Annotated in this window: 14 protein-coding genes and 2 tRNA genes; 13 read left to right on the forward strand and 3 right to left on the reverse strand. The window is 70.7% G+C overall.

Annotated features, from left to right (window positions below):
- Positions 1–46: 46 nt before the first annotated feature.
- Entirely contained in the window at positions 47–3,154 is a 3,108-nt protein-coding gene (gene carB / locus ETP66_RS00630; protein WP_130839628.1) for a carbamoyl-phosphate synthase large subunit, read from the reverse strand.
- Between the two features lie 137 nt (positions 3,155–3,291).
- Here carB and ETP66_RS00635 point away from each other — a divergent pair, with 137 nt between their 5' ends.
- From ETP66_RS00635 to clpX, 6 genes are all read left to right on the forward strand, one after another.
- Positions 3,292–3,576, forward strand: coding sequence for a rhodanese-like domain-containing protein (locus tag ETP66_RS00635; RefSeq protein ID WP_130839630.1), 285 nt, complete (start codon positions 3,292–3,294; stop codon positions 3,574–3,576).
- A 28-nt stretch (positions 3,577–3,604) separates the two neighbouring features.
- Positions 3,605–3,681: transfer RNA gene (locus ETP66_RS00640), tRNA-His, on the forward strand.
- A 53-nt stretch (positions 3,682–3,734) separates the two neighbouring features.
- Positions 3,735–3,819: transfer RNA gene (locus ETP66_RS00645), tRNA-Leu, on the forward strand.
- 36 nt (positions 3,820–3,855) lie between these two features.
- A complete protein-coding gene (gene tig / locus ETP66_RS00650) occupies positions 3,856–5,070 on the forward strand; it encodes a trigger factor (protein WP_130839632.1) in 1,215 nt (404 codons plus the stop codon).
- Positions 5,071–5,131: 61 nt separating this feature from the next.
- Positions 5,132–5,716: an ATP-dependent Clp endopeptidase proteolytic subunit ClpP gene (gene clpP, locus ETP66_RS00655; RefSeq protein ID WP_130839634.1), complete on the forward strand. Its 585-nt coding sequence runs from the start codon at positions 5,132–5,134 to the stop codon at positions 5,714–5,716.
- The gene (gene clpX, locus ETP66_RS00660; protein ID WP_130839636.1) at positions 5,703–6,896 is read left to right on the forward strand and encodes an ATP-dependent Clp protease ATP-binding subunit ClpX; all 1,194 of its coding nucleotides are present in this window, start codon (positions 5,703–5,705) and stop codon (positions 6,894–6,896) included. The genes clpP and clpX overlap by 14 nt, the downstream gene beginning before the upstream one ends.
- Positions 6,897–6,934: 38 nt before the next feature.
- On the opposite strand, the gene ETP66_RS00665 is transcribed toward clpX, so the two are convergent.
- Complete coding sequence (locus ETP66_RS00665; protein ID WP_130839637.1) at positions 6,935–8,458, reverse strand: nicotinate phosphoribosyltransferase; 1,524 nt, start codon at positions 8,456–8,458, stop codon at positions 6,935–6,937.
- A 42-nt stretch (positions 8,459–8,500) separates the two neighbouring features.
- Here ETP66_RS00665 and metH point away from each other — a divergent pair, with 42 nt between their 5' ends.
- From metH to greA, 4 genes are all read left to right on the forward strand, one after another.
- Entirely contained in the window at positions 8,501–12,052 is a 3,552-nt protein-coding gene (gene metH / locus ETP66_RS00670; RefSeq protein ID WP_130839639.1) for a methionine synthase, read from the forward strand.
- Between the two features lie 123 nt (positions 12,053–12,175).
- Positions 12,176–14,047, forward strand: coding sequence for a chorismate-binding protein (locus ETP66_RS00675; RefSeq protein WP_130839641.1), 1,872 nt, complete (start codon positions 12,176–12,178; stop codon positions 14,045–14,047).
- Between the two features lie 93 nt (positions 14,048–14,140).
- On the forward strand, positions 14,141–14,887 hold the full coding sequence (locus ETP66_RS00680) for an aminotransferase class IV (RefSeq protein WP_130839643.1): 747 nt from the start codon (positions 14,141–14,143) through the stop codon (positions 14,885–14,887).
- 56 nt (positions 14,888–14,943) lie between these two features.
- On the forward strand, positions 14,944–15,414 hold the full coding sequence (gene greA, locus ETP66_RS00685) for a transcription elongation factor GreA (RefSeq protein ID WP_130839645.1): 471 nt from the start codon (positions 14,944–14,946) through the stop codon (positions 15,412–15,414).
- Here the strand turns inward: greA and recO are convergent.
- On the reverse strand, positions 15,409–16,068 hold the full coding sequence (gene recO / locus ETP66_RS00690) for a DNA repair protein RecO (RefSeq protein WP_130839647.1): 660 nt from the start codon (positions 16,066–16,068) through the stop codon (positions 15,409–15,411). The genes greA and recO overlap by 6 nt on opposite strands.
- Positions 16,069–16,090: 22 nt before the next feature.
- Between recO and ETP66_RS00695 the strand changes: the two genes are divergently transcribed.
- From ETP66_RS00695 to ETP66_RS00705, 3 genes are read left to right on the forward strand one after another with little or no spacing between them, the layout of a single operon-like run.
- Positions 16,091–16,327, forward strand: coding sequence for a hypothetical protein (locus ETP66_RS00695; RefSeq protein WP_130839649.1), 237 nt, complete (start codon positions 16,091–16,093; stop codon positions 16,325–16,327).
- 31 nt (positions 16,328–16,358) lie between these two features.
- Complete coding sequence (locus ETP66_RS00700) at positions 16,359–17,117, forward strand: TIGR00282 family metallophosphoesterase (RefSeq protein WP_130839651.1); 759 nt, start codon at positions 16,359–16,361, stop codon at positions 17,115–17,117.
- A gap of 5 nt (positions 17,118–17,122) precedes the next feature.
- The gene (locus ETP66_RS00705; RefSeq protein ID WP_130839958.1) at positions 17,123–19,699 is read left to right on the forward strand and encodes a phosphoenolpyruvate carboxylase; all 2,577 of its coding nucleotides are present in this window, start codon (positions 17,123–17,125) and stop codon (positions 19,697–19,699) included.
- Positions 19,700–19,738 lie beyond the last annotated feature (39 nt).

A 19,738-nucleotide genomic window follows, 5' to 3' on the forward strand; every position in this document is an offset into this window, starting at 1 on the left:
CGCCGTAAGGACAGGCTGCCCCTCTTCCCGCCCGGGGGAAGGGGCTTTACCTTCGCACCAGCGCCCCGTGCCACTCCTGGAGGCTCCGGGCTTCCAGGGCTTTCTCCCGGGCCCTCAGGATGGCCTTCAGGCTCCACCAGGCCCCCTCCAGGGTGGTGATGAAGGGAAGGCCCTGCTCCACCGCCCGCCGGAGCTCCGGGTGGGGGGTGGGGGAGATGAGGAGGTCGTACTCCTCTTCGGCAGGGGCGAAGCCCGCCTCCAGGTAGGCCCGCTTCAGCTCCTCCAGGCGCCCCTTTTCCCCCGGTGGCAGCCCCTCGGCCAGGAAGCGCACCCGGCCCCAGAGGGGTAGCCTCTGCCCGGCCCCCAGCTGGGCCTTGTAGTAGGCCAGGTAGGGGTCCTCGTCGAGGCCCATGCTCTCCCCGGTGGAGCGCATCTCCGGGCCCAGCACCGGGATGACCCCGGGGAACTTGATCCAGGGGATGACCACCTCCTTCACCGCATGGTAAGGGGGCACGGGGTCCAGGTCGCGGACCCCGAGTTCCCTTAGGGTTTTGCCCACGGCGATCAGGGCCGCCAGCTTGGCCAGGGGCACCCCGATGGCCTTGGACACGAAGGGCACGGTGCGGCTGGCCCGGGGGTTGGCCTCGAGGATGTACACCTCCTCCCCCAACACCGCGTACTGCACGTTGAGAAGCCCCCGCACCCCCAGGCCCAGGGCCAGGCGGCGGGTGTAGTCCTTCACCTTGGCCAAGGCGGTGGGGGACAGGTGGACCGGGGGAAGCACCGTGGCCGAGTCCCCCGAGTGCACCCCAGCCCTTTCCACGTGCTCCATCACCCCGGCGATCATCACCTCCTCCCCGTCGGAGAGGGCGTCCACGTCCAGCTCCAAAGCCCCCTCCAGGTACCGGTCCAGGAGGATGGAGGGCTTCTCCTGCAGGGGCTCGTAGACCTCCTCCAGGTAGCGCTTTAGCTCCTCCTGGCCGTGGAGGACCCGCATGGCCCGCCCCCCCAGGACGTAGCTGGGCCGGGCCAGGAGGGGGAAGCCCACCTCCTCCGCGAGCCTCAGGGCCTCCGCGGGCGTCCTCGCCACCCGGCCCTCGGGCTGGGGGATGCCCAGCTCCCGGCAGAGCCGGTGGAAGGCCTCGCGGTCCTCCGCCCGGTGGATGGCGGCGAAGGGGGTGCCGAGGAGCCTGACCCCGGCCGCTTCCAGTCCCTGGGCCAGCTTGAGGGGGGTCTGCCCCCCCAGGGTGGCGATGACCCCGAGGGGCTTCTCGTGCTCCACCAGGTTGAGCACGTCCTCGAGGGTCAGGGGCTCGAAGTAGAGGCGGTCGGCGGTGTCGTAGTCGGTGGACACCGTCTCGGGGTTGGAGTTCACCATGAGGGTCTCGTAGCCCGCCTCCTTCAGGGCCCAGACCGCGTGCACCGTGGCGTAGTCGAACTCCACCCCCTGGCCGATCCGTATGGGCCCCGAGCCCAGGATCACCACCTTGGGCCTCTCCGAGGGCCAGACCTCGTCCTCCTCCTCGTAGGTGGAGTAGTGGTAGGGGGTGTAGGCCTCGAACTCCGCGGCGCAGGTGTCCACGGTTTTGTAGACGGGGGCCACGCCGAGGGCCTTGCGCTCCTGCCGCACCGCCTCTTCCCTTTTCCCCAGAAGCTCCCCCAGCCGGGCGTCGGAAAGGCCCAGGCCCTTGTAAAGGCGCCAGTCCTCCCGGTCCTTGGGGGGGTGGGTTTTCAGCCATTCCTCGGCCTCCACGATCTCCCGCATCTGGTGGAGGAACCAGGGGTCGATGCGGGTGGCCTGGTGCAGGTCCTCTATGGGCATGCCCCGCCGCAGGAGTTCCAAGACGGCGTAGATGCGGTCGGGGTTGGGGTAGAGCTTCCGCTCCAGGTCCTCCGTGGGCACCCCCGCCAGGGCCCGCACGTCCCGCTCCAGGCCCCGGAGGGCCTTCAGGAGGGCCTCCTTGAAGGTGCGGCCGATGGCCATCACTTCCCCCACGGACCGCATCTGGGTGCCGAGTTCGTCCTTTAGCTCCCCCAGGGTGTTGGGCAGGTCTTTGAACTTCTCGAAGGCGAAGCGGGGGATCTTCACCACCACGTAGTCGATGGTGGGCTCGAAGGAGGCCGGGGTTTTGCGGGTGATGTCGTTGGGGAGCTCGTCCAGGCGGTAGCCCACCGCCAGGAGGGCGGCGATTTTGGCGATGGGGAAGCCCGTGGCCTTGGAGGCCAGGGCGCTGGAGCGGGAGACCCGGGGGTTCATCTCGATGACCACCTGGCGGCCTGAGCGGGGGTCCACGGCGAACTGGATGTTGGACCCCCCGGTGTCCACCCCGATCTCCCGGATCACCGCCTTGGCCGCGTCCCGCATCCTCTGGTACTCCGCGTCGGAGAGGGTCTGGGCGGGGGCCACGGTGATGGAGTCCCCGGTGTGGACCCCCATGGGGTCCAGGTTTTCGATGCTGGTGATGATGACCACGGTGTCCGCGTGGTCCCGCATCACCTCCAGCTCGAACTCCTTCCAGCCCAGAACGGACTCCTCCACGAGGGCGGTGTGCACCGGGGAAAGGAGAAGCCCCCGGCCGAGGACCTCCCTCAGTTCGGCCTCGTTCCTGGCGAGGCCGCCCCCGGTGCCCCCCAGGGTGAAGGAGGGGCGGACCACCACGGGGTAGCCCACCTCCCGGGCGAAGTGGAGGCCCTCGGCCACGCTCCCCACCATCTGCCCCCGGGGCACCTCGAGGCCGATCCTCCGCATGGCCTTCTGGAACTCCTCCCGATCCTCTCCCTTTTTGATGGCCTCGGCCCTGGCCCCGATGAGCTCCACCCCGTAGCGCTCCAGAATGCCCTCCTCGTGGAGGGCCATGGAGAGGTTGAGGGCCGTCTGCCCCCCCAGGGTGGGCAGGAGGGCGTCCGGGCGCTCCTTGGCGATCACCCTTTCCAGGAACTCCAGGGTGAGGGGCTCCACGTAGGTGCGCTCGGCCAGGTCGGGGTCGGTCATGATGGTGGCGGGGTTGGAGTTCACCAGGATGGCCTCGTACCCCGCGCCCCTTAGGGCCTTCACCGCCTGGGTGCCGGAGTAGTCGAACTCCGCGGCCTGGCCGATGGTGATAGGCCCGGAGCCGATGATGAGGATCTTCTTCAGGTCTCTGCGTGGCGGCATCGCGTACCCGGTGGACGAGCTTATCACAAAAAGGGGGGTTCGCCAAGGCGGGAGTGCAAGTCTTATGCGGAATGTGCCGCCTGTAGCGCATAGAGTTGCGCAAAGGGCGGGCCTCGGGCCGGCGCTATACTCAGGCTATGCGCAAGGTGTCGTCCCGGGAGCTGCCCGCCCTCCTGGCCCAGGGGGTCCGGGTGGTGGACGTGCGCCCCCAAGACCGCCGCACCACCCCCCTGCCCTTCCCCGCGGACTGGGTGCCCCTGGAGAGGATCCAAAGGGGGGAGCATGGCCTGCCCAGGGAGCCCCTGCTCCTGGTCTGCGAGCGGGGCATCCTGAGCCAGGTGGCGGCCCTGTACCTGGAGGCCGAGGGCTACGAGGCCATGAGCCTGGAGGGAGGCTTGTTGGCCTTGACGGAGGGCAGGTAGCTCCTTAGAATGGCGGATGCTGAGCGTGGTGAGCGTAGCTCAGCTGGTCAGAGCACCGGACTGTGGATCCGGGGGTCGTGGGTTCAAGTCCCATCGCTCACCCCAAAACCGCCACCCCGCAAGGGGTGGTATTTTAGAGGAGGGTCCCGCCCTCCCGCGCGAGGATGGCGGAACCGGTAGACGCGCCGGACTTAGGATCCGGTGGGGCAACCCGTGCGGGTTCAAGTCCCGCTCCTCGCACCAGCCGGGCGGGGCCCTCCCCACAGCGCGAGGTGAGGCGTGGCGGAGATCCTGGAGCGTTCCGGCTATCTGGTCAGGGTCCGGGTGGAGGTGCCGGCGGAGAGGGTGCAGAGGAGCTACGAGGCCCTTCTGCGGGAAGTGGCCAAGCGGGTGCGCATCCCGGGCTTCCGCCCGGGGAAGGCTCCCCCCAAGGTGGTGGAGGCCCGCCTGGGGCGGGAGGGGCTGCTTGCCGACCTCCAGGAGCGCCTGGTGGAGGAAACCTACCCCGAGGCGGTGCAGGAGCTGGGTCTCCTCCCCGTGGCCGCCCGGGTGGTGGAGCGGGAGCTCAGGGAGGGCGAGGGCTTCCGCTACGTGGCCGAGGTGGAGAACTACCCGGAGGTGAGGCTCCCCGACTGGCGGAGCTTCGCCCTGGAGGTGAACCCCCCCGAGGTCACGGAGGAGCTGGTGGAGAAGGCCCTGGAGGAGCTCCGCCACCGCTACGCGGAGCTCTCGCCCGTGGAGCGGGAGGCGCAGGAGGGGGACCACGTCTTCGTGCGCACGGGGGAGGGGGCGGAGTTCCCCATCGACCTCGCCAAGGCTCTCCCCCACGTCCGGGAGGCCCTTTTGGGAAGGCGGGCGGGGGAGGTGGTGATGGTGCCCGTCCTGGACGGTAAGGGGGAGAAGGTCCGGGAGGAGCGCACGGAGATCCTGGAGGTGAAGGCCCTGGAGCTTCCCGAGCTGGACGAGGAGTTCGCCAAGACCCTGGAGGCGGAAAGCCTGGAAGACCTCCGCGCCAAGGTGCGGGAAAGCCTCAAGCGCCAGGCGGAAAGGGAGTACCAGGAGGCCCGCGAGCGGGCCTTCCTGGAAAGGCTGGCGGAGGGACTGGAGGCGGAGATTCCCCCCTCCATGTTGCAGGCCGAGGAACGCCATCTCCTGGAGCACCTGGCGGAGGACCTGGCGCGGCAGGGTATTCCCCTGGAGGCCTACCTCAAGTCCCTGGAGGACCGGGGCGAGTTGGGGAAGTTCCGCGAAGACCTGAGGCGGGAGGCGGAAAGGCGGGTGCGCCGCTCCCTGGCCAAGGAGCGTTTGGCGGAGGAGCTCAGGCCCCAGGTTTCCGAGGAGGAGTGGCAGGCCTACCTCCAGGCCGTGGCCCGCTCCTCCGGGGTCTCCCCCCAGGCGCTGAAGCGGGAGCTGGGGGAGCGGGGCCTGGCCCGCCTGAGGAACGCCTACCTCCAGGACAAGGCGGTGAGGGAGGCGGTCTTTCGGCTCTCCTGAGGCGGGCACGGTGGCCCGGAGGGGTTTTTCCCCTGCCCCTGGGGCTACAATGGGGACTGGTATGGTCATACCCTACGTCATCGAGCAGACCGCCCGCGGGGAGCGGGTCTACGACATCTACTCCCGCCTCCTCAAGGACCGGATTATCTTCCTGGGCACCCCCATCGACGCCCAGGTGGCCAACACCATCGTGGCCCAGCTCCTCTTCCTGGACGCCCAGAACCCCAACCAGGAGATCCGCCTCTACATCAACTCCCCCGGGGGGGAGGTGGACGCCGGGCTCGCCATCTACGACACCATGCAGTTCGTCCGCGCCCCGGTTTCCACCATCGTCATCGGGCTTGCCGCCAGCATGGCTGCGGTGATCCTGGCGGCGGGGGAGAGGGGCCGCCGCTACGCCCTGCCCCACTCCAAGGTGATGATCCACCAGCCCTGGGGAGGGGCCAGGGGTACGGCCAGCGACATCGCCATCCAGGCCCAGGAGATCTTGAAGGCCAAGAAGCTCCTGAACGAGATCCTGGCCCGGCACACCGGCCAGCCCCTGGAGAAGGTGGAAAAGGACACCGACCGGGACTACTACCTCTCCGCCCGGGAGGCCCTGGAGTATGGTCTCATCGACCAGGTGGTGACCCGTGAGGAGGCCTAGACCCAGCTGCAGTTTTTGCGGCCTGCGCCCGCCGGAGGTGGGGCGGCTTCTGGAAAGCCCCGTTTCCGACGCCTTCATCTGCGAGGACTGCGTGGAGCGGGCTCAGGAGCTTCTGCGCCGAGGGAGGCCCGGGCCCAAGGGGCCAAGCCGCCTGCCCAAACCCCAGGAGATCAAGGCCCACCTGGACGGGTACGTGGTGGGGCAGGAGGCGGCCAAACGGGCCCTGAGCGTGGCCGTCTACAACCACTACAAGCGCCTCCTCCACCCCGAGGCGGAGATCGGCAAGGCCAACATCCTTCTCATCGGCCCCACGGGCACCGGCAAAACCCTCCTGGCGGAGACCCTGGCCCACTTCCTGGACGTGCCCTTCGCCATCGCCGACGCCACCACCCTCACCGAGGCGGGGTACGTGGGGGAGGACGTGGAAAACGTCCTCCTGCGACTTCTCCAGAACGCCGACTTCGACGTGGAGCGGGCGGAGATGGGCATCGTCTACATCGACGAGATCGACAAGATTGCCCGCAAGTCGGAAAACCCCTCCCTCACCCGGGACGTCTCCGGGGAAGGCGTGCAGCAGGCCCTCCTCAAGATCATCGAGGGGACCGTTGCCAACGTGCCGCCCCAGGGTGGGCGGAAGCACCCCCACCAGGAGTTCATCCCCGTGAACACCAAGAACATCCTTTTCATCCTGGGGGGGGCCTTTGAGGGCCTGGAAAACATCGTCAAGGCCCGCACGGAGCGCACGGCCATCGGCTTCACCCGCACCCGGGCCCAGGAGGAGCCCCTGGAGGTCATCCCCGAGGACCTGGTGAGGTTCGGGATGATCCCCGAGTTCGTGGGCCGGGCGCCCCTCATCGTCCAGCTCCACCCCCTAACGGAGGAGGACCTGGTGCGCATCCTCACCGAGCCCAAGAACGCCCTGGTCAAGCAGTACCAGGAGCTTTTGCGCATGGAGGGGATCGAGCTCCGCTTCACCCAGGCGGCCCTCAAGGAGATCGCCCGCCGGGCCCTCAGGCGGGGCACCGGGGCCCGGGGCCTTAGGGCCATCCTGGAGAAGGCCATGGTGGACCTGATGTTCGAGGTCCCGGGGAGCGGGGTGAAGGAGCTGGTCGTCGACCTGCCCCATCTGGACCAGCCCCTCAGGGCCCTGGAGGAGGCCCGGCTGAGGCAGGCTTCGTAGGCTTCCGGGCCAGCCCCCTCCGGAGCCTCGAGGTCACCTCAGCCCCGCTCCATCCGCGCCGCCAGCTCCCCCTTGAGGGCAAAAAGCCTCTCCGTGAGGGAGACGTGGTAGAGGTGGGGGTTCACCAGGCGGCGCACCCCGGGGTCCAGGCGCTCCACGTCCCTCCGCCGTCTCTCCTGGAGCACCTCCAGCGGGAGGGGGGGGAAGAGGCGCCTTCCCCGGTAGACTTCCTCCAGGAGGGGTTCCAGGGTGAACTCCCCTGGGCGCAGGGTGCGGCGCTTGGCGGGGTCCGTGGGGTGGCGGAGGGTGAGGGCCTCGTCCTCCCGCACCGCCTCGTCGAAGGCGGCCAGGAGGTCGGCGGTGGCCAGGCCCCTTTTGTCGTACACCCGGTACGCCTTTTTGTGCCCGGGGTTCAGGACCTTCTCCAGGGAGTCCGAGATCTTCATGGCTGGGGCCCAGGCGCCATTTTCCCGTACGGCCACCAGCTTGTACACCCCTCCCAGGGCGGGGTGGCCCCAGGAGACCACCATCTTGGTGCCCACCCCGTAGACCAGGCGCTTGAGGAGCCTTTCCGCGTCCACCCCGTAGCGGGGAGCCTCCTCCAGGATCTGGCTCTTGATCTGCCAGATGACGAGCTCGTCCAGGTCCCCGGAGAGGACGATGAGGACCTCGGGGAAGCCGGCCCGGTCCAGCTCCCTGGCCACCTGGATGGCCAGGTAGGCCAGGTCCCCGGAGTCGATGCGCACCCCCACGGGGCGGTGCCCCCGGCGGCGCAGCCGCTCGAAGACCCGGATGGCGTGGGGGAGCCCCGAGCCCAGGGTGTCCACGGTGTCCAGGAGGAGGATGGTGTCGTCGGGGAAGACCTCGGCGAAGGCCTGGAAGGCTTCCTCCTCCGAGTAGCCCAAGGCCAGGAAGGCCTGCACCAGGCTGTGGGCGTGGGTGCCGGAGGAGGGGAGGCCCAGGAGGTGGGAGAGGCTCACGGCGCTGCTGCGGTCCGCCCCCCCGATGAGGCTCGCGCGGGTGGCGGCCTCCCCCCCCTTGGCGGGGGCGCGGCGCAGGCCGAACTCCAGCACCACCGCTTCCCCCGCCGCCTCCCGCACCCGGCTGGCCTTGGTGGCCACCAGGGTCTCGTAGGTGAGGCGGTTCAGAAGGGCGGTCTCCAGGAGCTGGGCCTGGAGGAGGGGGCCCTCCGCGCTCACCAGGGGCACCTGGGGGTGGGCCACCCGCCCCTCGGGGAGGGCCCTCAGGGTCAGGCCGGAAAACCCCCCCATGCCCTTCAGGTAGCGGAGGTAGTCCTCGGCGAAGAGGGGCTGGCCGCCCCGGCCCCTCAGGGCGCGGAGGGCGGCGACCTCCTCCTCCCCGAAGCGGGCCCCTTCCATCCAGGAGAGGAGGGGGTCCAGGCCGGCGAAGACGGTGTAGCCCGCCTGGTGGGCTCCGTAATCGGGGTTTTTGCGGTAGAAGGCCTCGAAAAGGGCCGGCCGCTCGTGGAGGCCCAGGCGGAAGTAGACCTGGCCCATGGTGAGCTGGTAGAGGTCGGTGTAGAGGATGCCGAAGGGGTCCATGGGCCTAGCATAGCCCCCCTCTTTTGGCTACACTAGCGGGATATGGTGGAGGTCCACGCCTGCAGCCCCGGCTGCCGCCACCACCTGGGGGGGGCGGGCTGGGGGGAGGCCCCCTTGGTGCGGCTTGGGTACAACCGGGAGGCCCGGGCCAGGAGGTTCCCCTACCTGAGGGCCCTCCTGGAAAGGCCCCTGGTCTTCGACGGGGCCATGGGCACGGAGCTCTGGAAGCGGGACCTCACCCCCGAGGACTACGGGGGGGAGGCCTTCTACGGCTGCCCGGAGGTGCTGAACCGCACCCGGCCCGAGGTGGTGGGGGAGATCCACCGGGCCTACCTCGAGGCCGGCGCCGAGGTGATCGAGACCAACACCTTCGGCTGCCTGCGCCACGTCCTGGCGGAGTACGGCCTCGGGGAGGAAGCGGAAGGGCTGGCCCACGCCGCGGCCAGGATCGCCCGGGAGGCCGCAGAACCTTACGGGGCCTTCGTGGCCGGGGCCCTGGGCCCGGGGACCAAGCTCATCTCCTTAGGGCAGATCGGGTGGGACGAGCTCTTTGCCGCCTACAAGGAGGCCGCCCGGGGGCTTCTCAGGGGCGGGGTGGACCTGATCCTCCTGGAAACCGCCCAGGACCTCCTGCAGGTGCGCTGCGCCGTCTTGGCGGTGCGGGAGGCCATGGCCGAGGTGGGGCGGGAGGTGCCCCTGCAGGTGCAGGTCACCCTAGAGGCCACGGGCACCATGCTGGTGGGCTCGGACGAGGGCGCGGCCCTGGCCGCCCTGGAGAGCCTGCCTATAGATGTGGTGGGCATGAACTGCGCCACCGGCCCTGACCTCATGGACAGCAAGATCCGCTACTTCGCCGAGAACAGCACCCGCTTTGTGGCCTGCCTCCCGAATGCGGGCCTCCCCCGGAACGAGGGGGGGAGGGTGGTCTACGACCTCACCCCCGAGGAACTCGCCCGGTGGCACCGGAAGTTCGTGGCCGAGTACGGGGTGAACGCCGTGGGGGGGTGCTGCGGCACGGGGCCGGAGCACATCCGGATGGTGGCGGAGGCGGTGCGGGGCCTCCCTGCCCCCCCGCGGCCCGGGGCCTTCCCCCCCCAGGTGGCCTCCTTGTACCAGGCGGTGCCCCTCCGGCAGGAGGCGAGCCTCCTCCTGGTGGGGGAGAGGCTGAACGCCACCGGGAGCCGACGCTTCCGGGAGATGCTCTTTGCCCGCGACCTCGAGGGCATACTGGCCCTGGCCCGGGAGCAGGTGGCGGAGGGGGCCCACGCCCTGGACCTCTCCGTGGCCTGGACGGGGCGGGACGAGCTTGCAGACCTCGCCTGGCTCCTTCCCCACCTGGCCACCGCGGTCACCGCGCCCTTCATGGTGGACTCCACCTCCCCTTCGGCCATGGAGCTGGCCCTCAAACACCTTCCCGGGCGGATCCTCCTGAACTCCGCCAACCTGGAGGAGGGCCTGGAGCGGTTCGACCGGGTGGCCTCCCTGGCCAAGGCCCACGGGGCGGCCCTGGTGGTCCTCACCATCGACGAGGGGGGCATGGCCAAGACCCGGGAGGAGAAGGTGCGGGTGGCCCTGCGCATGTACGAGCGCCTCACGGAGCATCACGGCTTCCGCCCGGAGGACCTCCTCTTCGACCTCCTCACCTTCCCCATCACCCAAGGGGACGAGGAGAGCCGCCCTTTGGCCCGGGAAACCCTCCTGGCCCTGGAGGAGCTAGGGGAGAGGCTTCCTGGGGTGGGGTTTATCCTGGGGGTTTCCAACGTTTCCTTTGGCCTCAAGCCCCGGGCCCGGCGGGTCCTGAACTCGGTCTTCCTGGACGAGGCCCGCAAACGGGGCCTCACCGCCGCCATCGTGGACGCGGGGAAGATCCTCCCCATCCCCGAGATCCCCGAGGAGGCCTACGCCATCGCCTTGGACCTCATCCACGACCGCAGGCGGGAGGGGTACGACCCCCTCTTCGCCTTCATGGCCTACTTTGAAACCCACCAGCAGGCGTTCGCCGCCAAGGAGGACGCCTTCGCCGCCCTGCCCCTCTTGGAGCGCCTCAGGCGCCGGGTGGTGGAGGGGCGGAAGGCGGGCCTCGAGGCCGACCTGGAGGAGGCCCTGAAGGCGGGACACAGGCCCCTGGACCTCATCAACGGCCCCCTCCTTGCCGGCATGAAGGAGGTGGGGGAACTCTTCGGGGCGGGGAAGATGCAGCTGCCCTTCGTCCTGCAGGCAGCGGAGGTGATGAAGCGGGCCGTGGCCTTCCTGGAGCCCCACATGGAAAGGCGGGGGGCAGGCCGGGGGAAGATGGTCCTGGCCACGGTGAAGGGGGACGTGCACGACATCGGCAAGAACCTGGTGGACATCCTCCTCAGCAACAACGGCTACCAGGTGGTGAACCTGGGGATCAAGGTGCCCATCGAGGAGATCCTGAAGGCGGTGGAGGAGCACCGGCCCCAGGCGGTGGGCATGTCCGGCCTCCTGGTCAAGAGCACCCTGGTCATGAAGGAGAACCTGGAGTACATGCGGGACAGGGGCTACACCCTGCCGGTGATCCTGGGGGGGGCCGCCCTCACCCGCGCCTACGTGGAGGGGGAGCTCAGGGCCATCTACCCCAACGTCCACTACGCGGAGGATGCCTTCGAGGGCCTCAGGCTCATGGAAGCCCTCACGGGCGGGGAGGCCCCCTCGGTCCGCCAGGAAGCCCCCAAACCCAAGGCGGAAGCCCCCAGGGTGGCGCCCAAGGCCAAGCCCGTGGGGGAGGCCCCCTTCGTTCCCCGTCCCCCCTTCTTCGGGGTGCGGGTGGAGGAGGGGCTGGACCTGGCCACCATCGCCCACTACGTGAACAAGCTCGCCCTTTTCCGCGGCCAGTGGGGGTACAGCCGCAAAGGGATGAGCCGGGAGGCGTGGCAGGCCCTGGTGGCGCGGGAGGCGGAGCCCGTCTTCCAGAGGCTCCTTCGGGAGGCCCAGGCGGGGGGGTGGCTCAGGCCCAGGGTGCTCTACGGCTTCTTTCCCGTGGCCAGGGAGGGGGAGGAGCTCCTGGTCTTCTCCCCGGAGACCGGGGAGGTGCGGGAGCGCTTCCGCTTTCCCCGCCAGCGGGGCGGAGGGCTTTCCTTGTTGGACTACTTCCGCCCCCGCTTCGCCCCGCCCTTGGGGGACGAGGCGGCGTGGCTCCCCGCTTACGAAGCGGGCGCCCGGGACGTCTTGGGCGTCCAGCTCGTGACCATGGGGGAGGAGCCTTCCCGGAAGGCCAGGGCGCTCTTTGAGGGCGGGGCCTACCAGGATTACCTTTTCGCCCATGGCTTTGCTGTGGAGATGACCGAGGCCCTGGCGGAGTACTGGCACAAGAGGATGCGGCAGATGTGGGGGATCGCCGGCCGGGACGCCACCGACATCAAGAGGCTCTTCCAGGGGGGCTACCAGGGGGCCCGCTACTCCTTCGGCTACCCCGCCTGCCCGGACCTGGCGGACCAGGCCAAGCTGGACCGGCTCATGGGCTTCGTCCGCATCGGGGTGCGCCTCACGGAGAGCTTCCAGCTGGAGCCGGAGCACGCCACCAGTGCCCTGGTGGTCCACCACCCGGAGGCCCGCTACTTCAGCGTGGACTGAAGGGCCCATCCCCTGCCCTTGGGGCTGGGAGCCTAGGGGCAAGCCCCGACGGGGCCCCGGGTTCCGCGGGGCCACCCGGGCCCCGCCGGGGTGGCTGGGGCGGCGGACCGGTATACTCCCCGCGTGGCTGGCCCCCCTTCGGCCCTCCTCCTCCTCTACCACCGGGCGCGGAGCCTGGGCCTGGCCCCCGCCCTCCTGGAGTCCCTGGGCCCCAAGGCCCCCTTCGCCCGCCTCTCCCTCCTGGGGGTCAGGCCCCGGCACCGCCTCGAGGTGTGGGCGGGCCGGCTTTACCTGGACGGGAGGCGGGTGGGGGAGGCCCTGGACCTCTTCCGCTACCTGGAAAGGGGCCTGGGGAAGGGATACTTCCCCGCCTGGATGGGTTTTTTCGCCTACGAGTTCGCCCGCCACCTGGGCCTTCCCGCCCACGACCCCCTCCCGGGCCTGCCCGAGGCCTTCTTCCTCTACTACCCCGAGGGCTACGCCCTTCTGGAGGGGCGCCTGGTGCAGCGCCCCTCCTTTTCCCTGAAGCCCTTGCCCTACCTCCCCCCACCCCTGCCCCACCACCCCCTGGTCTCCGACTTCCCCCAAAGGGCCTTCCTCCAGGGGGTCCTCGAGGTGCAGGAAAGGATCCGCGCCGGGGTGGTCTACCAGGTGAACCTCTCCCACCGCTTCCGCCTCCTGGGCCCGGTGGACCCCCTCCTCCTCTACGCCCGCCTGCGGGCCCTGAACCCTTCCCCCTTCATGGGCCTGTTGGAGGGGGAGGAGTGGGCGGTGGTCTCGGGGAGCCCGGAAAGGCTTTTCCGGAAGGCGGGGGCCCGGGTCCTGGCCCGGCCCATCGCGGGCACGAGGCCCAGGGGGAGGACCCCGGAGGAGGACCTGGCCCTGGAGGGGGAGCTCCTCGCCTCGGCCAAGGAGCGGGCGGAGCACGCCATGCTGGTGGATCTCCTCCGCAACGACCTGGCCCGGGTGGCCCTGCCGGGGACGGTGCGGGTGCGGGAGCTTTTCACCGTGGAGCGCTACGCCCACGTGATGCACCTGGTCTCCGAGGTGGAGGGCCACACCCGCGCCTCCTTGGGGGAGGTTTTCGCCAGCCTCTTCCCCGGGGGCACGATCACCGGGGCCCCCAAGGGCACGGTGATGGCGGCCATCCGGGAGCTGGAGCCCGTGCCCCGGGGGGCCTACACGGGGAGCCTGGGGTACGTTTCGGGGCGGGGGGCGGACTTCAACCTCCTCATCCGCTCCTTCCAGAGGGTGGGGGAGGAGGTGCTCTTCTCCGCGGGGGCGGGGATCGTCATCGCCTCGGATCCGGGAGCGGAGTACCGGGAGACCCTGCACAAGGCGGAAAGCCTCCTCCTGGCCCTGGAGCGGGGCCGCCCCGGGAAGGCCCCCGAGCCTCCCAGGCCCACCGCCGCCTGGGCCCCCCCGCCCCCTCCCCGGCGGGTGCGGGCCCGGGTCCTCTTCCTGGAAAACCGCGACTCCTTCAGCTACAACCTGGTGGACTACCTCCGCGCCCTGGGGGCGGAGGTGGCGGTGGTGGACCAGGAGGAGCCGCCCCGCCTTGGGGGCTTCAGCCACCTGGTGGTGGGCCCGGGGCCCAAGGACCCCTTCACCGCGGGGCGGGTCCTGGAGTGGACCCAAAGGGCCCTGGCGGAGGGGATCCCCTTCCTGGGGGTGTGCCTGGGGCACCAGGCCCTGGGGGTGGCCCTGGGGGCGGCGCTCTACCGGGAAAGGCCGGTGCACGGGGAGGCGCATCCGGTCTACCACGGGGGAGAGGCGCTCTTCGCCGGGTTTCCCAACCCCTTGCCCTTTGCCCGCTACCATTCCCTGGCCCTCAGGGACCTTCCCCCAGGGGTGCGCCTTCTGGCCTGGACAGGGGAGGGGGTGCCCATGGCCCTATGGGACGGGAGGCGGGCCTTTGGCGTGCAGTTCCACCCGGAGAGCATCCTTTCCCCGTGGGGGATGGAGCTTCTGGCCCGGTTTCTGGAGGTGGGCTGACTGCCCGGGGAGGCGGGGTGCCCCCTCTCCCGGTGGGGCGTCTCCGCCCCCGGGCGCTTGCCCGGACCCGGGGGTGCAAGGGGAGAATGGGGCATGCGCCGGGTTCTGCTCCGGGGGGAGCCCTTCGTGGAGGGCTTGCCGGAAAGCCTCGCCTACCACGGCCTGAGCGTCTTCACCACCCTGCGGGTGGAAAGGGGGGAGCCCCTATGGCTGGAGGAGCACCTCTTTCGCCTGCGCCGCCACGGGGAGGCCCTGGGCCTCCCCTATCCGGGGGACGGGGTCTTCTTGGCGGACCTGAGGGCCCTCCAGGACTCCTTTTCCGGCGTGCCCTGCCTGCGCCTCCGCTTCACCCTGGGGGAAGGGGTGTGGCTTTCTGAAGCCAGGCCCCACACGCCCCCGCCCCTTGCCGCTTACCGCGAGGGGGTGCGGGTCCACCTCACCCGCCACCGGGTGCACCCGGACCTCGCCCGCTACAAGACCGGGAACTACCTGCCCTACCGCCTGGCCCTTGGGGAGGCCCGGGGCCGGGGGGCCTTTGAGGGGCTTTTGCAGGACGCAGAGGGGCACGTGGTGGACGGCAGCCGCACCAGCCCCCTCCTCTACCGGGAGGGGACGCTCTACCTCCTGGAGGGGGGATTGGAGGGCATCACCCGGGAGAAGGTGGCCGCGGGGGCGCGGGCCCTGGGCCTGAGGGTGGAGCGGGTCTACCTGCGCCCAGAGGGGCTCAGGGGCCTCCTCCTCCTTGCGGGAAGCGGGGTGGGCCTCCTGCCGGCGGGCCCGCCCCCGGAGGAGCTGGCCCCCTTGATCCGGGCCCTTCGCCCCGCCTGCTATACTGGATAACGCTGCCTCCAGCCCAGGCCCTTGGGCTGGGGCCCCCTTTTACGCGGAGGATAGGGATGAAAAAGCCGGTCTACCTCACCCCGGAAGGCTTTAGGCGCCTCCAGGAGGAGCTGAACCACCTCAAGACCACCAAGAGGCAGGAGATCTCCGCCGGTTTTGAGCAGGCCCTGGAGGAAGGGGACCTCCGGGAGAACGCCGGCTACGACGAGGCCCGGCGGGCCATGTGGCAGAACGAGGCCAGGATCGCCCAGCTGGAAGACCTCCTCTCCCGGGCGCTGGTGGTGGAGGGGAACGGCTCCTACGACCAGGTGGCCCTGGGCTGCCAGGTGGAGCTGGAGACCGAGGCCGGGGAAAGGCTTTCCCTCTCCATCGTGGGCAGCCACGAGGCGGACATCTTCAGCGGCAAGATCTCCGATGAATCCCCCCTGGGCCAGGCCCTCCTGGGCAAGAAGGTGGGGGACGTGGTGGAGATCCGGGGCAAGCGGGGGGCCCAGGTCTACACCATCCTGGAGATCCGGCCCCTATAGGAGGGCGGCCGCCCGCAAGGGGCCCAGGGCCTCCTCGGCGTGGGCCTTGAGGGCGAGGAGGAGCCGCTCCAGGGGCGCGGTTTCCAGGTAGGGGAGGGCCTCCCCCCCGGGCAGGTGGAGGATGGCCCGGAGGGCCTCCACCCCCTTTTCCCCCAGGTAGACCCCCTCCTCCCCCAGCCTCCCCCCCTGGAGGCGGAGGCCGGGCCCCAGGAGGCTCGGGGCCAGGCCCCCCGCCTTCACCGCCCGCCAGCCCGCCCAGACCAGGGGGAGGAGGGGCTCGGGCTGCTTGGCGATCCCCCGGAGGCCGGAGACGAAGACCGGGTAGAGCCTGGGGGCGGCTTCGGGGGAGGCCAGGCGGTAGGCGAGCTCCGCCAGGAAGGAGGCCAGGAGAAAGCGCCTCGGCTCCTCCAGGCCGTGGAGCCTGCCCACCAGCTCCGCCTGGGTGAGGGTGGGGAGGCCTTCCCCCTTGGCGTAGACCTGGAAGCGCACGTGGTGGAAGAGGGAAAGCCGGCCCGAGCGCCCCGAGGGGCGGAGGCCCTTTTTGGCCAGGGCCTCGAGGCTCCCCTTAGGGGTGAGGAAGCGCAGGAGGAGGTCCCCCTGGGGGAGGGCCTTCCGCCCCACCACCACGCCCTCTTCCAGGCGGTAGCGCTCCACCTTTCCAGTGTATGCTTAGGCCATGGAGCGGAGCCTGCGCGACCTCCTGGAGTGGATCGTCCTGGGCCTCTTGGTGGTGGTGGGCGTGCTCCTCGCCCTCTGGGTGGGGGGCTGGGTCTTCACCTTCCTGGGCCGGGTCCTCCTAGCCCTCTCCGGACTCATCTGGACCCTTCTCACCTACGTTATCCCCGTGCTGATCATCGCGGCCATCGGCTACGGGGTGGTCTACTTCCTGCAAAAGCGCCGGACCAGTCCCTGAGGCGGGCCCTGGGGGTGCGTATAATGCCCCCATGCGGCTTCTTTTCATCGGGGACGTGATGGCCGAGCCGGGCCTGAGGGCGGTGGGCCTGCACCTGCCGGACATCCGCGACCGCTACGACCTGGTCATCGCCAACGGGGAGAACGCCGCCAAAGGCAAGGGCCTGGACCGGCGGGCCTACCGCCTCCTGCGGGAAGCGGGGGTGGACCTCGTTTCCTTGGGCAACCACGCCTGGGACCACAAGGAGGTCTACGAGCTTTTGGAGAAGGAGCCTGTGGTGCGGGCCTTGAACTACCCCCCCGGCACCCCGGGCCGGGGGTGGTGGCGGCTCGTGGCGGGAGGGGAGAGCCTGCTCTTCGCGCAGGTGATGGGCCGGATCTTCATGGACCCCCTGGACGACCCCTTCCGGGCCCTGGACGCCCTCCTCGCGGAGGAGAAGGCGGACTACGTCCTGGTGGAGGTCCACGCCGAGGCCACCAGCGAGAAGATGGCCCTGGCCCACTACCTGGATGGACGGGTTTCGGCAGTCCTCGGCACCCACACCCACGTGCCCACCTTGGACGCCGGGCCCCTGCCCCAGGGTACCCTTTACCAGACCGATGTGGGCATGACCGGCACCTACCGGTCCATCATCGGGGGGGAGGTGGAGGCCTTTTTGGCCCGCTTCCTCACCGGCCGTCCCCAGCCCTTCCGCCCCGCCCAGGGCAAGGCCCGCCTGCACGCCACGGAGCTTTTCCTGGAGGGGGGAAGGGGGGTTTCCATCAGCCCCTACGTCTGGGAGGAGCCGTGAGGGAGGTGGAGGGGGAGGCCTTTGCCGTCCTCCGGGGGGAGGTGGACCTCCTGGGCCGCCTCCTGGGCGAGGCCATCCGGGCCGTTTCCGGGGAGCGCCTCTACGCTCTGGTGGAGGAGGTGCGCCACCTGGCCCGGGCCCGCCGCCAGGGGGAGGAAGGGGTGGGGGAGGCCCTCCTTGCCCGGGTGGAGGGGCTCTCCCTGGAGGAGGCCGAGGCCCTGGTCCGGGCCTTCACCCACTACTTCCACCTGGTGAACCTGGCGGAGGAGCGGCACCGGGTACGGGTGAACCGCCTCCGCGCCCGGGCGGAGACCCCGGAAAGCCCCAGGCCAGAGGGGTTTTTGGCCCTGGCCAAGGCCCTCAGGGAGCGTGGCCTCTCCCTGGAGGAGGCCGAGGCCCACCTGAACCGCCTGGAGCTCTACCTCACCTTCACCGCCCATCCCACGGAGACCCGCCGGCGCACCCTGAGAAACCACCTGGAACGCCTTCAGGAGGAGATGGAGGCGGGGGACCCCGGCCGCCTCCTCGCCCGGGTGGTCCTGCTCTACGCCACCGAGGAGGTGCGCAAGGCCAGGCCCACGGTGGAGGACGAGATCAAGGGGGGCCTTTACTACCTGCCCACCACCTTGTGGCAGGCGGTGCCCCGGGTGGTGGCGGGCCTCGAGGCCGCCCTGGAGCGGGTGTACGGGAGGCGCCCCCGCCTCAGGAGCCCGGTGCGCTTCAGGAGCTGGATGGGGGGGGACCGGGACGGCAACCCCTTCGTCACCCCGGAGGTGACCGCCTTCGCCGCCCGCTATGCCCGTCAGGTGGCGCGGGAAAAGTTCCTGGAGGAGCTCGCTGGCTTGGTGCGGGACCTCTCCCTTTCTGAGGCCAAGGTGCCCGCCTCCTGGGAGGTGCGGCAGGGGGGCGAGGGGGTGGAGCGCTTTCCCGGGGAACCCTACCGCCGTTTCTTCGCCCGGCTCTACACCCGGTTGGCCCAGGGAGAGGCCACCACGGAGGAGCTGGCGCGGGCCCTCAAGGTGGCGGAGGCGGGGCTGGCCTTGGTGGGCCTGGGCCGGGTGGCGGAGAGCTTTCTGCGCCCTCTGGAGGTCCGCCTCTCCGCCTTCGGCCTGGAGCTCGCCCCCCTGGACCTCCGGGAGGAAGCCTCCAGGCTCCTGGAGGCGGCCAGCGAGCTCCTGGCCGTAGGCGGGATCCACCCCGGCTTCCTCGCCCTGCCCGAGGAGGCCCAGGAGGCCCTCCTCACCGAGGAGCTCAAGACCGCCCGCCCCCTCCTTCCCGTGGGCCAGGAGCCGGAGGGGGAGGCTCTGCGGGTGGCCCTGGGGGCCCTCAGGGCCTGGTCCGACCCGGGGGGCCACGTGGTCTCCATGACCCACCGCCCGAGGGACCTCCTCGCCGTCTTCCTCCTGGCCCGGGAGGTGGGCCTTTACCGCCCCGGCCAGCCCCTGCCCTTCGACGTGGTCCCCCTCTTCGAGACCCTGGAGGACCTGCGGCGGGCGCCTGGGGTCCTCCGCCGCCTCCTGCAGAACCCCGTCTTCCTGGCCCACGCCCGGGGCCGGGGCGGGGTGGAGGTGATGATCGGCTACTCCGACTCCAACAAGGACGCGGGCTTCCTCATGGCCAACCTGGCCCTTTACGAGGCCCAGGAGGCCCTGGCCCGGGTGGGGGAGGAGGCGGGGCTTCCCGTCCACTTTTTCCACGGGCGGGGCACCTCCACCGCCCGGGGCGGGGGCCCCGCGGGCCGGGCCATCGCCAGCCTGCCTCCCCGGAGCGTGGGCCGCCGCCTGCGCCTCACGGAGCAGGGGGAGGCCCTGGCCGACCGCTACGCCCACCCGGAGCTGGCGGTGCGCCATCTGGAGCAGCTCCTCTACCACTTCGCCCTGGCGGCCCTGGGGGAGGGGCGGGAGCCGGAAGCCCCCTGGCGGGAGGCCCTGGGGCGGGCGGGGGAGGAGAGCATGGCCCGCTACCGGGCCCTCCTCGGCGAGGAGGGGTTCTTCCCCTTCTTCGAGGCCCTCACCCCCATCCGGGAGATCGGGGAGCTGCCCATCGCCAGCCGCCCCGTCTACCGCCACGGCCGGGTGCGGGACATCCGGGACCTCCGGGCCATCCCCTGGGTCATGGCCTGGACCCAGGTCCGCCTCCTCCTGCCCGGCTGGTACGGCCTCTCCGCCCTGGAGGTTCTCCCCCTGGACCTTCTGAGGCGGATGTACCGGGGGTGGCCCTTCTTCGCCACCACCCTGGAGAGCGCGGCCATGGCCCTGGCCAAGGCCGACCTGGGGGTGGCGAGGCTCTACCTGCGCCTGGTCCCCGAGGCCCTCCACCCCCTCTTCCACCGCATCGCCGAGGAGTACGCCAAGACGGTGGCCCTCCTGGAGGCGGTCTTCCAAGCCCCCCTCCTCCACAACCAGCAGACCTTGGCGCGGCAGACCGCCCTGCGCAACCCCTACGTGGACCCCATCCACTTCCTGCAGGTGGAGCTCCTGCGCCGCTACCGCGCCCCGGGGGGCCAGGAGGACGAGGGGCTCAGGAAGGCCCTCCTCCTCTCCCTCCTGGGAGTGGCGGCGGGCCTCAGGAACGCCGGCTGACGCCTGGGGGCCCCGGCGGAGGGCTTCCCGCCTTCCCGG

Origin of the sequence: Thermus thermamylovorans (genome assembly GCF_004307015.1) — a bacterium.
In the GTDB taxonomy this organism is placed as follows: domain Bacteria; phylum Deinococcota; class Deinococci; order Deinococcales; family Thermaceae; genus Thermus; species Thermus thermamylovorans.